Raw genomic sequence first — 20,018 nt, 5'->3', positions numbered from 1 at the left:
GATTATACAGCAGGGACGAGGTCAGCCTATCCTACTTTTTGGATATAACCCTCGGTTCAGGCGCCGGGGGGGCTTGCTTCAAGTCGAAGCGGTAGACCAGCCCCCCAAAGTGGATCCGATCGCCGTGGACGAGGCGGCGTCCTTCACGCGGGACCGGGTCAAAGTTCACCCACGTGCCCGCGATCGAGTTGTTGTCGTATATTGTGAAAACACCGTGATCGGTCTGTTTGATGCGGGCATGCAACGGCGAAATGGACGGATCGTCCAGCACGCGAACCGATTGCACCGGGTCAGTGCCGAAGGTCATATCTTTTTCGGTGACCGGTATCGGCGCCACGCTGGCAGGCTCGCCTCCGTTGACGAGACGGATGAGGTAGGCGGGCGCGTCTGCCACGCGCACAGGTCTGGAGGGGAGCCAACTTGTGCGACGCGGAACGGTTTTTGCCTTCTTGGTAGCCGAGGCGGGAGGCGCCGTCAGGGACGCCACCGGTTGGGTGAGCGGGTCTTCGAAGCGCGGTTTCGATTTCCGTTCTTTTGTGGCGGGGGTGTGGGGCTTTCGGCTTCGGAGCAGGATTCCCACCAGGGCGATGCCTGCCAGCGCGATGGCTCCGAGGATGATGGTGGAACTATAGCGGGCGAATAACGCCTGAACTCCGCGAGGTGCCGGCGTCACTGTAAAGGTGACCGGGATGCCGATGCTCGATTTTTTCAACCCGAGCGAATCTTCCGCTTCGACGACGATCGTGTGTTGGGCGCTGTCTTCATAGGCCGAGAGATCCCAAACGAAGCGCTCAAATGGAGCCTGGGTGTTTTCGGCGACGATAACGTCGTCCACGTATAACGTGGTGCGCGTCAGGTCGCGTTTGTGTCCATCGGGGAATTCCACGACGATGTTGATGACCTGCGTCTGCGGCGTGAGGATTTCGGTGTTGTAGGGGTCGTCTGCCGGCGGCTGGCGGGTGATCTGCGAGGGCGGCGAGAGGAAGATCGGGTTGGGCGGCTGGATATCCGCGCTGAATGAAACAGCCGGCGCGGATATCTGTCCCTGCGGGGTGTCGACGTTCAGTCCGAGGGTGTGCGCCCCGGCTGTGTTGAGGGCGGAGGCGTATGTGAGCGTGTACATCTGCCGCAACGGCGCGAAGTAAATCGCCGGGTCGGGCAACGCTTCGGCGCCGGAGAACGCGGCGAACGAGCCGTTGGTCTGCAAGGCGAGCGATTTGAAGGCATTCGCGCTCGGCGAGACGAACTCCTCCGGCGCGTCCACAAACCAGACGAAGACGCGCGCCTTTAACTCCACGGCGCGTTGGATGAGCGGCGCGATGGAGTTATCGATATTGGGATCGTTGAGATGCGGCGTGATGAACAGGATGGCGCGTTTCATGCCGGGCTGTGAAACCGGCAGGGAGGCGGTATCGAGCGCGATCGAGAGGGTTTGCAGGTTCGGTTCTGACTTGCGGAAGTCGGGCTTGAACGAGCTTAGGCTGACGAACCATTCCTGCACGGTCCCATGCGTGATGAGCGACCCGGAGAGCGACACGAGATTCAGATCGTCGCGCGAATCGGCGGGTTGGGAGTTTGCCCACGCGCCCAACGCGTTTAACACACCCGCAAAGCGCGGTTGACCGGTCGAGTCGCGCACATCCAGCGCGGGCGCGGGGTTGACCGCCACCACGATCTGCGCCGGGACTTCGAGCTGGGTCAACGCGTCGACCGGACGCGGCTGACCATCCTCGTAGACCGTGAGATCGGACGGCTGAAGATTCGATTCGAATCCGCCGTTGGCGTTAAACACGTCCAACAGCGCGGAAATTTGTGGGAAGTTCTGCGTGTCCACGCTGACGATCTCGGCATACGCGCCGGTTTGGGCGGACGCGAATGTCGAAGAAGCGGCGAGCAGGCATCCACTGAGAAAGAGCGCGAGAAGTCTACGCATTTGCCTCAGTGGGAAGCGGCGCGTTATCCTGCGGTTTGGTCAAGCGCATGTAGGTCAACGTCCATGCGGATTCGGCGTAGGCGATGATGATTCCCTGTAGCAACCAGGCGACGGGGATGAAGAGGCATAAACAAGCGCCCATCATGTATAGGGGCGTTAGGTTCTGTCCTTGCCCCGCCATGAAGGCGATCATCGCCGGGAAGACGATAGCGAAGATCGGGAGGACGATGACGAAACCAGCCGCGAACCCGATCACGGCGAGGATGATCGCCATGAGGATGATCGGACCGAGGTTGGCTTTGAATACTTCCCACCCGCGCGTGATGGCGGGTAGGACATCCATCTCCTCCAGCACGACCGCGTTCTCTGCCTGGCGGAAGATCATGCCCAGCACGAACATGACCGGCATGAGCAGGCATAAACAACCGATCATGATGGGCGTCATTCCCACGATCCCAACGATCGCGGTTTCGTTGCCTCCGCTTGCGGCGATGCCGCCAACCAGGACCACAGCAATTGCCATGACGATAATGAAAACGGGCAAACCTAAGATCAACGAAAGACCGAACATGCGCCAGAAATACGGAACGCTTCCGCTGAATAGTTCGCCGAAGACGAGCGATGCCGCGCCGCCTTCCGCTTGCGCTGTGCCGCGGATCAAGCCGATCTTGCCGATGGCGCTGAGGAAGGTGGTGACGATCCAAATGATGCAGACCACGGCGACCATAACGATGATGATCGTGGTGAGATTCTGTTCGATGGTTTGCAACCAGCGCATCATTTGCGGAGGAATCTCGGGCGGCTGACCGTCTCCCCCGTTACTGCCTCGACTACTGAAATTTGAATTGAAACTGCCTCCGCTTCGCCCGCAACCGGCGAAGATGCCAAAAACCCACAGAATTTTGTGCTTCCAAATGATCTGCCAGGCTCGGGTGAGCACTTCTCCAAAGTTGAAATTCATAGCGAACTCCTTTCTGTTATGCCGCCGCTTCCGCTAGGGTAGGCGCGGCAGGCGTTTGTGTCAAGCGCAGGTATGCAAGGATATACGCGGATTTCATGAAGGTGACCGCAACCCCCTGCACCAGCGCCATGAGCGGGAAGAAAAAGAGCATGATCCCCATCAGCGCCAGCCCAAAGGTTGTCGGGTCAAAGTTGTTGGATTCGAGAAAAAATGGAAGGAAAAAGAAGGGAATCATGAACGGCGCAACAATAATACCGCTTAACACCGACATGGCAAAATACACCACCAGCGAGAGAAGCGCCAACCGCCAGAAATTCGCCTTCAGCAATTCCCAGCCTTTGGCGAGCGATTCCATAACCCCCATCTCGTCTGCCACTACCGCGGCTTGCGCCTGTTCCATGTATGCTTGCAGGATGAACATGACCGGGTACATTAGGATGAAAAGAGGCTGGATGCAAATAAAACCGATGCCTGCGGTGACGATGCCGAACAGGGTCATACAGCCGAAGATGGCGGAAAATATCGCGCCGATCACAAAGGTGGTCAGGAACATGATGCCCAACATGCGGGGGAAATATGTTTTCGCGTCCAGTAACAATTGTTTGAAGGATGTTTTCTCTTCGCCCCGCTCCAAGCGGACGATGCCTAACGCCAGAGCCGAATTGCCATAGGTGGCTAGCGCGATCGTGAGCAGGATGAAGACAACATGGAAGATAAAGAAGAACACAATGAACAGCGGGTTCTCGAAAAAGACCGGCACACCCGAACCGTTTTCATCCAATAAGAAGAGCGGAAGAAAATACAGCGGAATGCCAATGAAATTTACCAGCATCGGAAGGATGACCAACCCCCAAAACGATTTATTCTTCCACGTGATCTGCACCGCGCGGGATAGAACTTCGCCAATGTCAAAATTCATCGCATCTCCTCAAAGCCCGCTTCGTCTGCGGGTCTCAACAAGCATTCGACCCTCCGCTCAGCGCGAAATCGTCAATCGTCAATCGCCAATCGCCAATCGTAAATCGTAAATCGTAAATCGTAAATCGTAAATCGTAAATTGTTACTCCCATTCGATCGTCGCGGGCGGCTTGCTGGTAATATCATACACCACGCGGTTGATTCCCTCCACCTCGTTGACGATGCGGCTCGACACGCGCGCCAGCAGGTCATGCGGCAGGCGCGCCCAATCGGCGGTCATGAAATCCTCCGTCGTCACCGCGCGGATCGCCGCCGCCTCTTGATACGTCCGCTGGTCGCCCATCACGCCGACGGAGCGCACGGGAAGCAAGACGACAAATGCTTGCGAGGTGGATTGTCCAGCAGTTGAACTGCTGGACGAACTAGACGAAGTTGAACTGCTAGACGAACTAGACGAAGTTGAACTGCTGGACGAACGAAGCAATCCTTCTTTAGACAATTCCTCGATCAGGATCGCATCCGCCGCCCGCAGACGGGACACACGCTCGCGCGTCACCTCCCCTAGACAGCGCACGGTCAAGCCGGGACCTGGGAACGGTTGCCGCCACACCAGCGACTCCGGCAACCCCAGCGCTTCGCCGACAGCCCGCACTTCATCCTTGAATAAATAGCGCAACGGCTCGACGAGTTCGAATTGCATATCTTCGGGCAATCCGCCGACGTTGTGATGCGTTTTGATCTTCTCGGCTTTGTTTCTGTCCGGGGCAGACGACTCAACCACATCGGGATAGATCGTCCCCTGCACCAAAAACTTCGGCTGACCGACCTGCTTCGCCTGTGCTTCAAAAATGCGAATAAACTTCTCGCCGACGATCCTTCGCTTTTGCTCCGGTTCGGTCACGCCTTGGAGCGCGGAGAAATACTCGTCGCTGGCATCCACGACAATTAATTCAGAATGCAAATGATCCCGAAACGCCGAAGCGACCTGCGCTCCTTCATTTTTCCTCAGCAAGCCCGTATCCACAAACACAGACACGAGTTGATCGCCGATGGCTTTATGCACCAACGCCGCCGCAACGGATGAATCAACTCCACCCGAAACCGCCGCGAGCACGCGTTCGCTTCCAACCTGTTTCTGAATCCGCGCGACGGATTCCTCGATGATCGATTCGGGAGTCCAATTTGGCTCGACGCCGCACACGTCAACGACAAAATGTTTCAGCAGTTTTTCGCCGTTGGGCGTGTGACGCACCTCGGGGTGAAACTGCGCGCCGAAATATTTCCGCTTCACATCGCCCATCGCCGCGAAGGGGCTGTTTTGACTCTTCGCCAATGCGACAAATCCATCGGGGAGTTTGGTGATGCGGTCGCCGTGAGACATCCAGACTTGGGAGAGATTAGAGACTAGAGGGTTAGAGAATTGGGGTTCTATGAGGGCTTGCCCGTATTCGCGTTGCGCGGAAGGGTCAACTTGTCCGCCGAGGGCGTGCGTGAGGGCTTGCATCCCGTAGCAGATGCCGAGGATCGGCAAATTCGTTTTGAAAATGAATTCTTGAATGAATGGGGCGTTCTCTTCGTACACAGATTTCGGTCCGCCTGAGAGAATGAATCCCTTGGGGTTGACGGAGAGAATCTTTTCCTGCGGCGCGTCCCACGGAAATAATTCGCAATACACATGCGCCTCCCGCACGCGTCGCGCGATGAGTTGGGCATATTGAGAGCCGAAGTCCAAGATGGCGATGGATTGTGTCATGAAATAATCCTGGTTAAAAGTCGAAGGTCAAAGGTCTCTTGTCTTTTCAGACTTTCGACTTTTGACCTTCGACCCCTGAGATGAGATGAAAATGCAACTGCGGAAAGTCCTGACGCTCCCCGCCGTTGACGATAAGCCGATACGCTGTGAGATGAAATTCCTTCACGAGGCTTTGCACGGTTGAATACAAGTCGGTGAGAAAAACAGAATCGGTTGAGTCAAATTCCATCAGCGTTTTGACCGCCCTCTTGGGAACAAGCAGAACATGAAACGGATACGCAGGCTTCGGGTGATAAAACGCCATCAGTGTCTCAGTCTCTCGTAGTTTCTTTACAGGAATGGCAAAACTCATGTGAGCGAACATCCAACCGATGAGGGGAGCAAAGAACCAAAGCAACCCGCGCCAATGACCATCCACCAATTCTCCAATTCTCCAATTCTCTGGTCTCTACTTTCTACTTTCTACTCTCTAAACTTGATCTCCCCATCCCCCATCGAAACAATACACGCCAACGACTCCACCGGCACGCCAAGCGATTCCAGCGCATCCCGTCCGCCTTCGAACGATTTCTCGATCAACGCGCCGATGCCGACAACTTGCGAACCCGACGCTTCTGCCAAACGCGCCAACCCGAGGATCGTCTGTCCGCTGGCGAGGAAGTCGTCAATGATCAACACGCGCTCATTGTGAGCCAAATATTCCGGCGAGACGATCAACTCAACCATGCGTCCTTTCGTGTGCGAGGGAGCGAGGGTCAAAAATACCTGATCGGGCATGGTCACCGGCTTGGTCTTGCGCGCGTACACCACCGGAAGCCCAAGATGGATCGCCGTCGTCAGGGCGGGGGCAATGCCGGAGATTTCGGCGGTCAGCACCTTCGTCGCGTGAACCGGGGCGAAGAGCCGCGCAAACTCGCGCCCGCAGGCATCCATCAACAGCGGGTCCACTTGATGATTGACAAAACTATCCACCTTCAAAATTCCCCCGCCGAGATTTTTCCCATCGCGCAAAATTCGCTCTTCAAGTTCCTTCATGTGTTCTCCTGTATCCCAAGTTTAACGCTCGCGCGCTTGCAACGACATTATAAACGCCTGTGTTAGAATCTTCCACGTGACCGACATCGTGCTGGCATCGAACTCCCCGCGCAGGCGCGAACTGCTCGCGCTCACGCAATGGAACTTCACCGTTTCAGTTGCGGACATTGACGAAACCACAAGAGAGAACGAATCGCCCGCCGAGTACGTTCTTAGACTCGCGGAAACCAAAGCCCGCGCCATTGTAAGCAGGATGGAAACCGGTCGAATCGTCCTTGCGGCTGATACGACCGTGGTGAACGGACGCGACATCCTCGGCAAACCCGGCAGTGACGCGGAAGCCCTCGCCATGTTGACTCAACTGCGCGGGCGGATTCACCAAGTCTACACCGGCATCGCCCTACTTCGAGCCAGCGACGGATTTCTCCTCACCGACCTGTGCGTCACCGAGGTGCCAATGCGAAAGTATTCCGACGAGGAGATGCGCGCGTACATCGCCACCCGCGACCCGTTCGACAAAGCCGGCGCGTACGCCATCCAACATGCGGAGTTTCATCCGGTTGAAAATCTGCGCGGATGTTTCGCCAGCGTGATGGGACTTCCGTTATGCCACGTCACACGATTGTTACGAAAGATGGATGTGCATCCAAACGCCGATGTGCCTGCAAATTGCCAAAAGCATTTGGAGTATGAATGTCCGGTGTATGAAAGAATATTGAGTGACACTTAATAACGCAAAGAATGAACTTTTTTGGCATGACCCCGAAGGGGTCAAATGATTCTAGATTTTTATGTGCAATAGATTCAATCCCGAAGGGGTGTCATAGCGCGCGAAACGTATATCATCCCTTCGGGATTTGGTCGTTGCTTGCCTCAGGCTATAAGCTTTCCATCCCTTCGGGATTGTTGAATTGAAAGGTAAAACATGAAATTATTTCGTCTCATCAGTATCATCCTCATCCCCGCATTTATTCTCGCCGCATGCGGCACCAATGGGATTCCCGGCGTGCCCACCGGAACCGCGTTGCCGCAACCGCTCGTCACCATCGACTCTGCGCCGGATGCGAGCGCGGCGCTCAGCGCGTACCTCGACGCCTACAAAGCGGACGATTACAACGCCATGTACACCATGCTCAGCAAAGTGACCACAGACGCGCTTCCGCTCGACCAATTTGCCAAGCGCAACCGCGACGCGTTGAACGAAATGAGCGCGGGCTCGTTCGATTACGTCATCAATTCGGCGCTGGTCAACCCGTTGTCTGCCGAGGTGGCGTATAACGTCACTTATCACACCGTGCTGGCGGGCGACATTCAACGCGACATGATCGCGCGCTTCACCCTCGAAGACGGGGGATGGAAATTGCAATGGGACGACTCGAACATCCTGCCGGAACTCGCCGGCGGCAATGTGCTCAAAATGGATTACAAGATCCCCTCCCGCGGGGAGATCTATGACCACAACGGCGACCCGTTCGCGGCGCAATCCGAGGTATACGCGTTCTACGTGATCCCCGGCAACGTCACCGATGAAAGCATCGGCACGCTGGTTGCGCGCGTGTGGGCGTTGTGCGGCATCAGCCCGGAAGTTCTCACGCAGGATATCCTCAACACGCCGGACCAGTTCGCCATTCCGTTGTGCGAGGCGTCGGCAGACGAATCCGCGATTATCCGCGCCAGTTCTCCGAGCGGTTTGCAATGGGAGCAGTACACATCCCGTTATTATTTCGAGCAAGGCACCGCCTCGAACGTCGTTGGATACACCACGTTTATTTCTGCTGATGATTTGGATACATATAAACGCCTCGGCTATCAAGGTTCGGAACGAGTCGGGAACGCCGGCATTGAACGATCGATGGAAGATTATCTCGCCGGCAAACATGGCGGCACGTTGTACGTGGTGAATCCGTCTAATGGGCAGATCGTGACGAAGGTCGGAGAGAGCGAACCGCTACCGTCTGAATCGGTGAACCTGACCTTGGACCGCAATCTGCAATACTACGCGGAAAAATCCATCGAGGGATTCCGCGGCGCGGTGGTCGTGATGGAGGTGGATACCGGGCGTGTGCTTGCCATGGCATCCTCGCCCGATTACGACTCGAATATCTTTGAAACGAACAACCCCAACAGTTCAGAACGAATCGCGGAATTATTTCAGCGTGTAGACGATCCGCTACTCAACCGCGCCGCGCAAGGACAATATCCGCTCGGTTCGGTGTTCAAGATCATCACCATGGCGGCGGGCATGGAGAGCGGGTTATACATCCCTGAATCAACCTTTGACTGTCAATACGATTGGACGAAACTTCCGGATACGATCCGCCACGATTGGACGTGGCAACATTGCGAAGATCGCGTCGCTTCGGGCAGGGAATGTAATACGCCCGATAGCCTGCCCTCTGGCTTGTTGACCCTTTCTCAGGGATTGATGCGCTCATGCAACCCGTTTTTCTATGATATCGGCTACACCCTATATCAAAATAACCGTCAGACCGATATTGCCAACATGGCGCGCGCGTTTGGTCTCGGTTCGCCAACGGGAATTGGTCAGATCACCGAAGCCGCCGGGAATATCAGCGATCCGCAAACTGCGATTGATGTTGTCAATCAAGCGATCGGGCAGGGCGATATGCAGGTCACGCCGTTGCAGGTGGCGCGCTTCATTGCCGCGCTCGGTAACGGTGGCACGTTGTATCGCCCGCAATTGGTCGAATCCATTCAGCCCATTGAGGGGGCGCCCACGCTGGTCTTCAAGCCGGAAGCGACCGGCGTCTTGCCCGTCACGCCGGAACGGTTACAACTCATCCGCGAAGCGATGATCTCGGTGGTGGAGGATACGCTCGGCACGGCGCATTTCCGCTTGCGCGGAATCCAAGTGCCTGTCGCCGGGAAAACCGGCACAGCCGAATCGGGAAGCGGCAGACCGCACGCCTGGTTTGCCGGCTATACCCTTTGCGAGGAAGCCGTGGATCAATTCCCCGTCTGCAAAGAGAAACCAGATATTGCCATCGCGATTATTCTTGAAAATCAAGGCGAAGGTTCAGACTGGGCGGCGCCGGTCTTCAAGCGCATCATCGAGACGTATTACTTCGGTTCACCCCGGACCATCTACTGGTTCGAATCCAACTTCGGCGTGACCGAAACCCCGACGCCCTTCGGCGGCATCCCCACCGAGACGCCGGAACAGTAATTGACAGAGGAGACCTCACAGGTCTTTAAGACCTGTGAGGTCTTTTGAGAATTGGAGAATTTGAGAATTGGAGATTCGCGGTCTGATCGTCAAAGCCCAGTCTGGATTCTTCACGGTAAAAACTGAAGATGGTTTTATTATTTGTCAACTTCGTGGAAAACTAAAGCAGGGAAAAGCCACAGGCGACATTGCCGCGCTGGGCGACAAAGTTGGCATAACAATTTTAGATGACGGAAGCGGGGTCATCGAAGAGGTTGAAGAACGCAAGCAAGCCATCACGCGGCTCGACCCGCGTCCGCAGGGCGAATATCAACAAGTCCTGCTGGCGAATCCAGACCAAGCCGTGTTCGTGTTCGCGTGCGCGCATCCGAATCCCAAATTGAAAATGTTGGATCGGTTTCTGGTCATTGCGGAGAAACAAAAAATCCACGCTGTCGTTGTTGCAAATAAAATTGATCTCGTTGACGATGCAAGGAAAATTTTTTCTTTGTATGAAGCAATCGGTTATCGCGTCATGTACACGTCCGCAAAAAATGGCGATGGGTTGGATGAACTTAAAAAGATTCTCGCGCAAAAAATCAGCGCGTTCGCGGGACCCAGCGGCGCGGGGAAATCGTCACTGCTCAATGCAATTCAACCCGGGTTGGGACTCGCCGTCAACGATGTAAGCACAGCGATGAATAAAGGGAAGCATACAACCGTCACGCGCGAGTTGTTCGCGCTCGACGACGGCGGCTACGTTGCCGATACGCCCGGCTGGAAGTCGCTGGCGCTGTGGGATACGACCCCTGAAGAAATGGACGCCTACTTCCCCGAATTGCGCGACCTTGTACAACATTGTCAATTCAGCGACTGCACACACATCCACGAGCCGGGATGCGCGGTGGTGGAGGCGGTGGAAGAGGGGCGAGTTTTCGAGCAACGGTATGAGTCGTATTTGAGGTTGAGGGAGGGGAGTAATTAGTAATTGGTAATTGAGGAGAGTGAGAATTGGAGGATTAGAGAATTAGAGACTGGAGACTGGTGATTGACGATTGACGATTGACGATTTACGATTGGGGACACTGATGACTACTTCACTGATAACTGATAACTCGATCACTGATAACTGGCACATAACCGGTCACCACTGGGCTGTGGATATGTTGCGGAAGCACATTGTCCGCGGGGGGGTGCGCCATGCGTATCTTTTTGCGGGACCTCCAGGCTTGGGTCGCCGCACGCTGGCGTTGCGATTCGCTCAGGCGTTGAACTGCCCCACGCCGCTTGAAGCAGGCGTCCCTTGTGGAACGTGCCGAGATTGCAAGCAGATCGAGTCCATGAAGCACGCGGACTTGACCGTGATCGAATCCGAATCCGAGGGCGGCATCCTAAAAGTGGATCAGATCCGCGATGCGCGGAAATTGCTCACACTCAAACCGTTTCAATCGAAGTATCGTGTGGCATTGTTCTTGAGGTTTCAAGAAGCAAACGACAACGCCGCGAACGCGCTGTTGAAAACGCTCGAAGAAGCGCCGTCTTATGCGGTGTTGATCCTCACTGCCGATAACGCCGAGCAGTTATTGCCGACGATCGTTTCGAGATGTGAAGTGTTGCGGTTAAGACCGTTGCGTGTTGAAGAAGTGCAAAGAGAATTAGAGACTAGAGGACTAGAGACTGGACGCGCGAAGTTGATCGCGCACATTTCGGGCGGACGCATGGGATATGCACTTCGGCTGATCGAAAACGATTCGCTTCTCGAACAACGCGAAGAAAAATTGAATGACCTGCTCACTTTGTTACCTGCCTCGCGCGTGGAAAAATTTTCCTACGCCGATAAACTCTCGAAAGACAAGGATGCAATGCGTCAGACAATTTTGTTCTGGCTTTCGTATTGGCGCGACGTGATGCTGAGAGTTTCGCAAGCCTCGACCCCGCTCGTCAATGTGGACCGCAACCTGGAGATCGAAGATATCGCCTCGCGCATGGACTTGTCCGTCTCGCGGCGCGTGGTCAGCGGGCTTGAGGAAACACTTGAGAAGATGGACAGGAATGTGAACTCGCGAATGTTGGCGGAAGTGATGTTGATGGATTTACCGAACGATTAACGTAGTGACGACTTCAGTCGTCAGAACCTGTAACGACTGAAGTCGTTACTACGAATAAGCCATGCCTTACGAATATCGCAAACTCTCGCCCAAGGAACGCGAAATCATTGTCAACTATCGCCGCACGCGCGGTTACCCGTTACACGCGCCGCCGCATCCGTTCCGTGAGGCTGGGGCTTATATGATCTCGGCGGCGATTTTTGAGCATAAACCCATCATGAAATCGCCCGAACGTCTGACTGAGTTTGAATCCCGTTTATTGACTGCCCTTCGCGAAATTGCGAAGGGCCTGGTCGCTTGGGTTGTACTCCCAAATCATTATCATGTCCTTGCCTATATTCAGGCATTGGAGCATGTATCAGCCGCGCTAAAACAGTTGCATGGAACAACCTCCCGCGAATGGAACATCGAGGACGGGCTAACGGGCAAACGCCGCGTCTGGTATAAATTTGCTGACACATACATCAGAAATGATGGTCAGCTTCATACGGCATTCAACTATATCCATTACAATCCCGTAAAACACGGTTATGTGAAAGATGCTTACGACTGGCAGTGGTCGAGCCTATCACTCTATTACGAAGATAACGGGAGAGAATGGCTTCGTGAACATTGGAAATCATATACTCCGCCTGTTGATTTTGGTAATGGGTGGGATGATGATGTGAAGAACGATTAACGACTAACCCACAGGGCGCTTCGCGGAGTCGTTACTACGGAGGAACACAAAAAATGAAACAACCGTCCCTGCGTGAAATGGCGATGATGTCGATAGACGAGGGCGAGGAAATCGCTGGCGCGTGGATCACGCCTTACATTCCCGAAGTGGGTATGTACAAGTTGCTCGCCAAGAAGAAAAAAGACGGCACGTTTGCATGGATCCATTTCATCCAGAGGCTGAACGGAAGGAAAGATATTGTCTTTCGCGGCGAGGCAAAGGATCAGGCGCAACTGGATGAACTGCTCGAAGTCGCCAACGGGAAATTGCAGGCGATCTTCAACGTTAAACTTCAACCCGCCGACGCGGATATGTACACGCTGGATGGAAAGGATGCGCCGCCGTTGGCGCAATAGGAGTAAACCATGTGCCGAACTATCAAAACATTACGCAGTGACATCCCCGCCACCGAGGAAGAGATTCGCGCGGCGGCATTGCAGTTCGTGCGGAAGGTGAGCGGCTACCGCAAACCATCCAAAGTCAATGAAGCGGCGTTTGAGAGGGCGTTGGAGGAAATTTCAAAAGCAACGCAAACCTTGCTACAGAATCTTGCTGTAAAAAACGGAACCGTAGTATCGGCACAAAGTTGAATTTCTTCCAGGCGTGGATCGCGCCGTAAATGAATCGTCCGCAGGTTTTAGGGCAAGCATTGTTGCCTTGCTGAACCCTGCGGGACGGTTTGATTCACTCTATCGCCGCGCGTAACTCCTTTGCCAATTTTCCAAATCGAACCGTGTCTAAATTTATCGCCTTGACGAGTGTATCATTTATGGTACACTACTGTCGTGGACAAAGAGCAGAGACAGCCGATTCTGAACGTGTTCTTTTATCGGACCGATGCAGGCAATGAACCTGTCCGCGAGTGGCTGAAAAGCCTTAACCGCGATGAGAAGAGGGTCATTGGCGAAGATATCAAAACTGCACAATTTGGTTGGCCCCTCGGGATGCCCTTGATCCGCAAATTAGAACGAGGACTGTGGGAGGTGCGCTCGAATACCCGTCATGGAATAGCTCGTGTGATATTTACAGTAAGTGGCAACACGATGATACTGTTGCACGGGTTTGTAAAAAAATCACAGAAGACGCCTCTGGATGATTTGAATACCGCCCGCCGCCGATTGGCAGATATAGAAAAGGAATAAGGCAATGAAAAGAAAAAATATGGGAAGCAACTTCGACGATTTCTTGCGTGAGGAAAAACTGCTTGAACAGGCGCAAGCGGTAGCCATTAAACGCGTCATTGCATACCAAATCGCGGAGGAGATGAAAGCCCGCAAACTCAGCAAAACAGAAATGGCAGACAAGATGCGGACCAGCCGCGCCGCTTTAGAACGCCTACTTGATCCCGCAAATTCGTCCGTCACACTTTCGACCTTGGAACGCGCCGCGTCTGCGTTGGGGAAGAAACTCAAAGTGGAACTGGCGTAAGTTGTTCAATTGCCTTAGAGAGTGTTTCAGAAAGGCTGAAAAAGAGCCTCAGCCACACACCTGCCCTGGCGGGCGGTGCCAGGGGAGAACACCGAGCCCACAGAGATTTTTTATAGGTTTTTCTCAGAGTTCTCTGCGCGCTCTGCGGCAAAGAAAGAGTTAAGAAACAGTCTTTTACGCAGAACGTCCCGCAGGTTTTAGGGCAAGCAGTGTTGCCTTGCTAAAACCCTTCGACAGGCTCAGGACAGCGCCTGCGGGATGGTTTGATTCATTCAATCGCCCCTCTCAACTTCTTTGCCAATTTCCCAAACTGGGACGTGTAACGAATCTCATCTTTGCGCGGGCGCGGCAGGTCAACTTCCATGTCCATTTTGATTTTGCCGGGACGTTGAGTCAGCACGAGGACGCGATCCGCTAAAAATAGCGACTCGTTGATCGAATGCGTCACCATGATGACGGTCTTCTGGCGCGCCTGCCAGAGGTTGGATAACTCTGTCCACATGCGTTCGCGGGTCATGGCATCGAGGGAGGCGAAAGGCTCATCGAGCAGAAGCAGGTCGGGGTCATGGATGAGCGCGCGCGCGATCGCCACGCGCTGAGCCATCCCGCCGGAGAGATCGCGCGGGAGCGAGTCTTCAAATCCCGTTAGCCCCACCAGTTCGATCATCTCGCTTGTTTTTTTGAGCGCGGTGGTTTCATCTACTTTGTTCACTTCGAGCGGAAGTCGGATATTCTCCGTCACCGTGCGCCAGGGCATGAGGGTCGCTTGTTGAAAGACCATGCCAATGCTCGGCTCTTCGCCGCGACCGAACGTGAACGCGCCCGACGTGGGCGGAATCAACCCCGCGAGAATTCGCAAGAGAGTTGTTTTGCCCGAACCCGATGGACCCAGCACGCACACAAATTCTCGCGCGCGAACGTTGAAGGAAACGTCATCGAGCGCGTGAAGTCCGCCGTTATCATTTTGGAATACGGCAGATAAGTTGCTAATGGTGAGGATTGGCGTATGAGACATTTTTTAAACCGCGAAGCACGCTAAGGCGCGAAGTTTTTAAAGATTTCTTTGCGATCTTCGCGGTCTTAGCGGTAAAGTTTTCACGGCACAAACTCATTCGTGAACGCCTTGCTCAGATCAAGCGGTTCCGCGATCAAGCCCATCTCGAGCAAAACATTTTGCATGTTCTCCCACGCCTGCGGATCGGAGTAACCCAGTCGTTCCGCCTTCCATTGTTCGATGGAAACTTCGAGCACTTGTTTTTGCACATCGGCATCCAGTTCGGAAAAATTCGGGATATACGCCTTGCTGATCTCGAACGCCTCATCAGGACGATCAATCGTGTATTGCAATCCCTTCAAGAACGCGTCGACGAATGCCCGCGCGAGTTCGGGATTCTCCGCGATCACTTTTTCACTTGCGAGCAAACCGTTCGCCGCGAGTTGAGCATAATCTGCCACGCGCAACTCGGTCACTGCGATTCCCTGCGCGCGCAATTGCAACGGTTCGTTCGCCGCATAACCGACAACGATATCTTGTTGCCCCGCCGCCATCAGTTCCACTTGATTGAACCCGATCGCATCGAGAGTCACATCCGCTTCGGTGAGTTTGCCCGCGGCGAGCAACGCGCGCAAACCGATATAACTCGCGCCGAACAAACCGGGCAAGCCGATCTTCTTCCCTTTCAAATCCTGCGGCACAAGCACATTCGCCTCGCTTTTCGCGACCACCGACACGGGATATTGCTGATACCACGCGGCAACATACGTGACGGGCAATCCCTGCGCGCGCGCCAACAAAACCTGTTCGCCCGAAACGACCGCGAACGGCAACTCGCCCGCCGCCACCAACGCGACGCCGTCGGTCTCAAATTTGTAATCGAACTCGATCTCGATGCCCGCGTCTTTGAAATATCCTTTTTCAACTGTGACATAGAACGGCGCGTATTGGATGTTGGGGATGTACCCCATTGGCAAACGGATGTGGGTCAACGCTTCATTCTCGACGTTCGGCTTGCCGCACGCCGTCAACATCAGCGACAGCCCCAGCATGAGTAAAACTAATTTGCGAAACATGTAAATCTCCTTTTGTTGAGTAGACCTCACAGGTCTCAGAGACCTGTGAGGTCTGTTTGCTAATTTTGCCACTTCAAAAATTTATTCTCCAACATTCTCACGATCCCATACAACATCAACGCCAGCGCGATCAAGGTGAAGACGGCGACAAAGACCATCGGCGTGTCGTATTGGAAGTCGCCGAGTTGCAGTAAAAAGCCGAGACCACTTTCCGCGTCGACAAGTTCTCCCACAATCGCGCCGATGACCGAAAGAGTCGCGCCGATACGCAAGCCGCCGAGAAACACAGGCAGAGACGCGGGTACTTCTACCTTCCAAAGGATCTGCGCGCGCGAGGCGTGGAGGGAGTTCATCAAATCGTATAACGCAGTTGGCACAGCGCGGACTCCCACAATCGTGTTCACCAGCACGGGGAAGAACACGATCAACGCGCAGATGACCACCTTCGAGAGAATCCCATCTCCGAGCCAGATGACCAGCAACGGCGCAATCGCAATGACGGGAATCGCCTGACTCGCAACAAGATACGGCGACAACACTTTTTCCAGTGAACGCGATTTGGCGAGGGCATAACCTACAATCGTGGCAAATGTTACGCCGACGATGAGTCCCAGCACGATTTCGCTCAATGTGATGGCGGTGTGATGCGGCAAACTTCCATCGCTCATGGCTTTGAGGAAACGAGTCCACACGCTGAGCGGGGAGGGCAGAATGAAGTTGGGGATTCCGCCGAAGCGCGTGAGCAGGTCCCAGCCGAGGAGGAAGGCGAGAACGGAGAGGAGGATGGGAGCGAGTTTCTTTGGCATACCTAACGCTTATTGCTAGTCTTTCGTCTTTCTTCTTTCGTCGCGGCGCTTCGACTACATTCCCCTTCGACAGGCTCAGGCTCGTTCCGCTCGGCGGGGAAAACAAAAAGCGCCGCGAAAGGTCGGGGCGCAGAATCAGACATCCCTGAGTCCGAAACGAATAAAAATCCCGAAAACATCGTGCGTTTTCGGGGATACGTCGAATCAGACTCGCGGTGAGTCGATATCCTTCTTTCATCCAGACTATGACTGTCGGCTCTGGAATTACACCAGTATCGTGCCGTATGACCGACTTAAGTCGGTTCTACCTGCTCGCGGGCTGTACCGCCGATCGGGAATTTCACCCTGCCCCGAAGGTTGTATTCAATTGACGCGATTATACGCCAACTTACTTCAACTGCGACTTGATCTTTTCAGCCGTGTCTTTATAACCCGCGAGTTTGTCGCGTTCTTTTTGCACGAGCGCGGCGGGGGCTTTGTTGGCGAAGTCGCCTGCGAGTAATTTTTCCAATCGCTCGATGTGCGACTCGGCTTCCTTCAATTCTTTTTCAAGGCGCGACTTGTCTTCGGCAAGGTCAACCATGCCCGCCAGCGGCAAATAAATTTCGACAGAGCCGACGACGAGGGAAACTGAATCGCTGGGTTTCTCCGCGAGAGATTGGAGATTGGAGATTTGAGATTGGTTGAGCCCGGCAAGCGCGGCAATGACAGAGGATTGCTCATTTAGCAAATCCATCTTGTCACCGCCGATGATCGTCGCGGATAATTTTTTCGATGGCGCGACATTCTCCTCCGCGCGCAAATTGCGGATGGAGCGCACGATCTCTTGAATTAGCTCGAAGTCGGCGAGCTTCGCTTCTTCCCACCCTTCGGGCTGACTCGGCTGTGGGAACTTCGCCACAACGAGAGCGGCGGGCCAATCTTTGCAGAGACCGGAGATCGGGGACTCGCGTAACGCGCTTCGCAAGTGTCCCCAAATTTCTTCGGTGACGAACGGCGTGAACGGATGCAACAATCGCAAGCAAGTATCGAACACGCGCGCCAAAGTTTCAATTGTCTGTGTGTGAGTCGCTTCGTTCTTCATTTGCTCTTTCGCAACTTCCACATACCAATCGGCGAAATCAGACCAGATGAAATCGTAAATTTGTTGCCCAGCCTGCCCGTATTGGAAATTCTGGAATTGTCGCTCCACATCGCGGACGAGTTGGTTGAGGCGGGCGGAGATCCATTGATCGGCGAGAGTCCAGTGATCAGTGGACAGTGATCGGTCATCAGTATCCGAAACTTGAAACGTGGAACCTGACACCGTGTTAATCACAAACCTGCCCACATTCCAAAGTTTGTTGGCGAAGTTGCGGTTGGCTTCGACGCGCTTGACCGAAAGGTTCATGTCGTGCCCGGGCGTGGAACCAACCAGAAGGGTGAAGCGAAGCGCGTCCGTGCCGAATTCGTCCATCACGGTGAGCGGGTCGATCACGTTGCCATACGTCTTGGACATCTTGCGTCCATGCTCGTCGCGCACCAAGCCATGCAGATACACGGTGTGGAACGGCGCTTCGCCGGTGAATTCGAGTCCCATCATGATCATGCGCGCCACCCAGAAGAAGATGATGTCGTAGCCCGTTTCCATGTAGGTGGTCGGGTAAAAATATTTCAGATCGGGCGTTTCTTGGGGCCAGCCCAATGTGGAGAAGGGCCACAAGCCCGATGAAAACCACGTATCCAACACATCGTCATCCTGGCGAAGTTCTTTCGAGCCGCACGTCGCGCATTCCGTTGGGTCTTCGCGCGTCACGGTCATATGCCCGTCCGCGCAATACCACACGGGGATGCGATGTCCCCACCACAACTGCCGGCTGATGCACCAGTCTTTGATATTTTCGAGCCAGTTGAAATACGTCTTCTCGAATCGTTCGGGAACAATTTTTATTCGTCCATCGCGCACGGCATCGAGTCCCGCTTTCGCAAGCGAGTCCATTTTCACGAACCACTGTTCGGAGATCATTGGCTCGACGATCTCTCCGCCTCGTTGCGAGCGCGGGATGGTTGTGGTGTATTTCTCTTCCCTGATGACGAGTCCCGCGGCTTTCATGTCAGCCCACAGATTTTTCCGCGCTTCGTATCGGTCCTGACCTTTGTACTTGCCTCCGTTTTCGTTGACCTTCGCCTCCACATCAAGCACGGAGATAATGGGCAGGTTGTGTTTCTGCGCGATGTTGTAATCGTTCGGGTCGTGACCGGGCGTGATCTTGAGCGCGCCCGTGCCGAACTCCATGCTCACGTATTCATCCGCGATCACGGGAATCTCGCGTCCAAGAATCGGCACGATGACTGTCTTGCCGATGAATTTTTTGAATCGTTCATCGCCGGGATGCACCGCCACAGCCGTATCGCCGAGGATTGTTTCCGGGCGGATGGTGGCGACGGGGATATACCCGACTTCCGATTGTCCAGCAGTTGAACTGCTGGACAACATATATTTGAAGTAATACAGCGTCGCTTCTTCTTCGCTATATTCCACTTCGATATCGGAGACCGCAGTTTTGAGTCCCGGCGACCAGTTGATGAGACGCGCTCCACGGTAGATCAGTCCCTTTTCGTAGAGGCGGACGAACGCCTCCCTTACGGCGCGACTCAGCCCATCGTCGAGGGTGAAGCGTTCGCGACTCCAGTCACACGAAGCGCCGAGGCGTCGGATCTGAGTGGTGATGATGTTCCCGTATTTGCGCTTCCATTCCCATGTGCGTTTGAGGAATTCCTCGCGTCCGAGTTCTTCGCGCGTCACTTCCTCTTTTTGCAGGAGGTCGCGTTCCACCATGAGTTGCGTGGCAATGCCAGCGTGATCGGTGCCCGGCACCCACAGCGTGGAGTAGCCCTTCATGCGGTGATAGCGGATCATCAGGTCTTCGACGCTGACGAACATGGCGTGACCGAGATGCAGTTCGCCCGTCACGTTTGGCGGCGGGATCGAAATGACGAACGGCTCGACGTTCGGATCAAAGCCCGGCTTGTTGGGGTCATTGTGCGGTTGAAAGAATCCGCCCGCCTCCCACATCGCATAGATGCGCGACTCGGTGGCTTTGAAGTCGTAGGCTTTGGGTAGTTCGTGTTTGGTCATTTGG

19 protein-coding genes and 1 riboswitch are annotated in these 20,018 nt (G+C 54.6%); of the genes, 9 read left to right on the top strand and 10 right to left on the bottom strand.

The genetic code is table 11. The annotated features are described in order from the left end of the window. Positions 1 to 31 precede the first annotated feature (31 nt). The 6 genes from IPM31_04680 to xpt all read right to left on the bottom strand — a co-directional run bounded on the left by IPM31_04680 (position 32) and on the right by xpt (position 6,600). Positions 32 to 1,933, bottom strand: coding sequence for an FHA domain-containing protein (locus tag IPM31_04680; GenBank protein MBK9006270.1), 1,902 nt, complete (start codon positions 1,931 to 1,933; stop codon positions 32 to 34). Further along, positions 1,926 to 2,894 carry a hypothetical protein gene (locus IPM31_04675; GenBank protein MBK9006269.1) on the bottom strand — a complete coding sequence of 323 codons (969 nt, stop codon included), beginning with the start codon at positions 2,892 to 2,894 and terminating at the stop codon, positions 1,926 to 1,928. Before IPM31_04675 ends, IPM31_04680 begins: the two co-directional genes overlap by 8 nt. A gap of 16 nt (positions 2,895 to 2,910) precedes the next feature. Then, positions 2,911 to 3,813, bottom strand: coding sequence for a hypothetical protein (locus tag IPM31_04670; protein MBK9006268.1), 903 nt, complete (start codon positions 3,811 to 3,813; stop codon positions 2,911 to 2,913). Positions 3,814 to 3,954: 141 nt separating this feature from the next. Then, complete coding sequence (gene guaA, locus IPM31_04665; protein ID MBK9006267.1) at positions 3,955 to 5,565, bottom strand: glutamine-hydrolyzing GMP synthase; 1,611 nt, start codon at positions 5,563 to 5,565, stop codon at positions 3,955 to 3,957. Positions 5,566 to 5,611: 46 nt separating this feature from the next. Further along, positions 5,612 to 5,983: an HIT domain-containing protein gene (locus IPM31_04660; protein MBK9006266.1), complete on the bottom strand. Its 372-nt coding sequence runs from the start codon at positions 5,981 to 5,983 to the stop codon at positions 5,612 to 5,614. A gap of 44 nt (positions 5,984 to 6,027) precedes the next feature. After that, on the bottom strand, positions 6,028 to 6,600 hold the full coding sequence (gene xpt, locus IPM31_04655; protein ID MBK9006265.1) for a xanthine phosphoribosyltransferase: 573 nt from the start codon (positions 6,598 to 6,600) through the stop codon (positions 6,028 to 6,030). Between the two features lie 76 nt (positions 6,601 to 6,676). On the opposite strand from xpt, the gene maf reads away from it, so the two are divergent. From maf to IPM31_04610, 9 genes are all read left to right on the top strand, one after another. Continuing rightward, positions 6,677 to 7,330 (top strand): septum formation protein Maf, encoded by a 654-nt coding sequence (maf, locus tag IPM31_04650; GenBank protein MBK9006264.1) that lies wholly within the window; start codon positions 6,677 to 6,679, stop codon positions 7,328 to 7,330. A gap of 195 nt (positions 7,331 to 7,525) precedes the next feature. Then, entirely contained in the window at positions 7,526 to 9,787 is a 2,262-nt protein-coding gene (locus IPM31_04645) for a hypothetical protein (GenBank protein MBK9006263.1), read from the top strand. A gap of 73 nt (positions 9,788 to 9,860) precedes the next feature. Continuing rightward, positions 9,861 to 10,751 (top strand): ribosome small subunit-dependent GTPase A, encoded by an 891-nt coding sequence (gene rsgA, locus IPM31_04640; protein ID MBK9006262.1) that lies wholly within the window; start codon positions 9,861 to 9,863, stop codon positions 10,749 to 10,751. A 103-nt stretch (positions 10,752 to 10,854) separates the two neighbouring features. Further along, positions 10,855 to 11,874 (top strand): DNA polymerase III subunit delta', encoded by a 1,020-nt coding sequence (locus IPM31_04635; protein ID MBK9006261.1) that lies wholly within the window; start codon positions 10,855 to 10,857, stop codon positions 11,872 to 11,874. Positions 11,875 to 11,935: 61 nt separating this feature from the next. After that, positions 11,936 to 12,553 carry a transposase gene (locus tag IPM31_04630; protein MBK9006260.1) on the top strand — a complete coding sequence of 206 codons (618 nt, stop codon included), beginning with the start codon at positions 11,936 to 11,938 and terminating at the stop codon, positions 12,551 to 12,553. 53 nt (positions 12,554 to 12,606) lie between these two features. Next, a complete protein-coding gene (locus tag IPM31_04625) occupies positions 12,607 to 12,948 on the top strand; it encodes a hypothetical protein (protein MBK9006259.1) in 342 nt (113 codons plus the stop codon). A gap of 9 nt (positions 12,949 to 12,957) precedes the next feature. Beyond that, positions 12,958 to 13,182: a DUF2277 domain-containing protein gene (locus IPM31_04620; protein ID MBK9006258.1), complete on the top strand. Its 225-nt coding sequence runs from the start codon at positions 12,958 to 12,960 to the stop codon at positions 13,180 to 13,182. Between the two features lie 195 nt (positions 13,183 to 13,377). Then, positions 13,378 to 13,734 carry a type II toxin-antitoxin system RelE/ParE family toxin gene (locus tag IPM31_04615; GenBank protein ID MBK9006257.1) on the top strand — a complete coding sequence of 119 codons (357 nt, stop codon included), beginning with the start codon at positions 13,378 to 13,380 and terminating at the stop codon, positions 13,732 to 13,734. Between the two features lie 4 nt (positions 13,735 to 13,738). Continuing rightward, entirely contained in the window at positions 13,739 to 14,020 is a 282-nt protein-coding gene (locus IPM31_04610; GenBank protein ID MBK9006256.1) for an XRE family transcriptional regulator, read from the top strand. Positions 14,021 to 14,288: 268 nt separating this feature from the next. Here IPM31_04610 and IPM31_04605 read toward each other — a convergent pair whose 3' ends face one another. The 4 genes from IPM31_04605 to IPM31_04590 form a co-directional block, all read right to left on the bottom strand. Beyond that, positions 14,289 to 15,035 (bottom strand): ABC transporter ATP-binding protein, encoded by a 747-nt coding sequence (locus tag IPM31_04605; GenBank protein MBK9006255.1) that lies wholly within the window; start codon positions 15,033 to 15,035, stop codon positions 14,289 to 14,291. 80 nt (positions 15,036 to 15,115) lie between these two features. Further along, complete coding sequence (locus tag IPM31_04600; GenBank protein ID MBK9006254.1) at positions 15,116 to 16,090, bottom strand: ABC transporter substrate-binding protein; 975 nt, start codon at positions 16,088 to 16,090, stop codon at positions 15,116 to 15,118. A gap of 59 nt (positions 16,091 to 16,149) precedes the next feature. Next, positions 16,150 to 16,896, bottom strand: coding sequence for an ABC transporter permease (locus IPM31_04595; GenBank protein ID MBK9006253.1), 747 nt, complete (start codon positions 16,894 to 16,896; stop codon positions 16,150 to 16,152). A 222-nt stretch (positions 16,897 to 17,118) separates the two neighbouring features. Further along, positions 17,119 to 17,258: riboswitch (FMN riboswitch) on the bottom strand. 26 nt (positions 17,259 to 17,284) lie between these two features. After that, positions 17,285 to 20,014: a valine--tRNA ligase gene (locus IPM31_04590; GenBank protein ID MBK9006252.1), complete on the bottom strand. Its 2,730-nt coding sequence runs from the start codon at positions 20,012 to 20,014 to the stop codon at positions 17,285 to 17,287. Between the last annotated feature and the right edge of the window lie 4 nt (positions 20,015 to 20,018).

Source organism: Candidatus Defluviilinea gracilis (assembly GCA_016716235.1).
GTDB classification, from domain to species: Bacteria; Chloroflexota; Anaerolineae; order Anaerolineales; family Villigracilaceae; genus Defluviilinea; species Defluviilinea gracilis.
The sequence above is the reverse complement of the archived record's forward strand: the minus strand, read 5'-3'. Positions and strand labels throughout refer to the sequence as shown.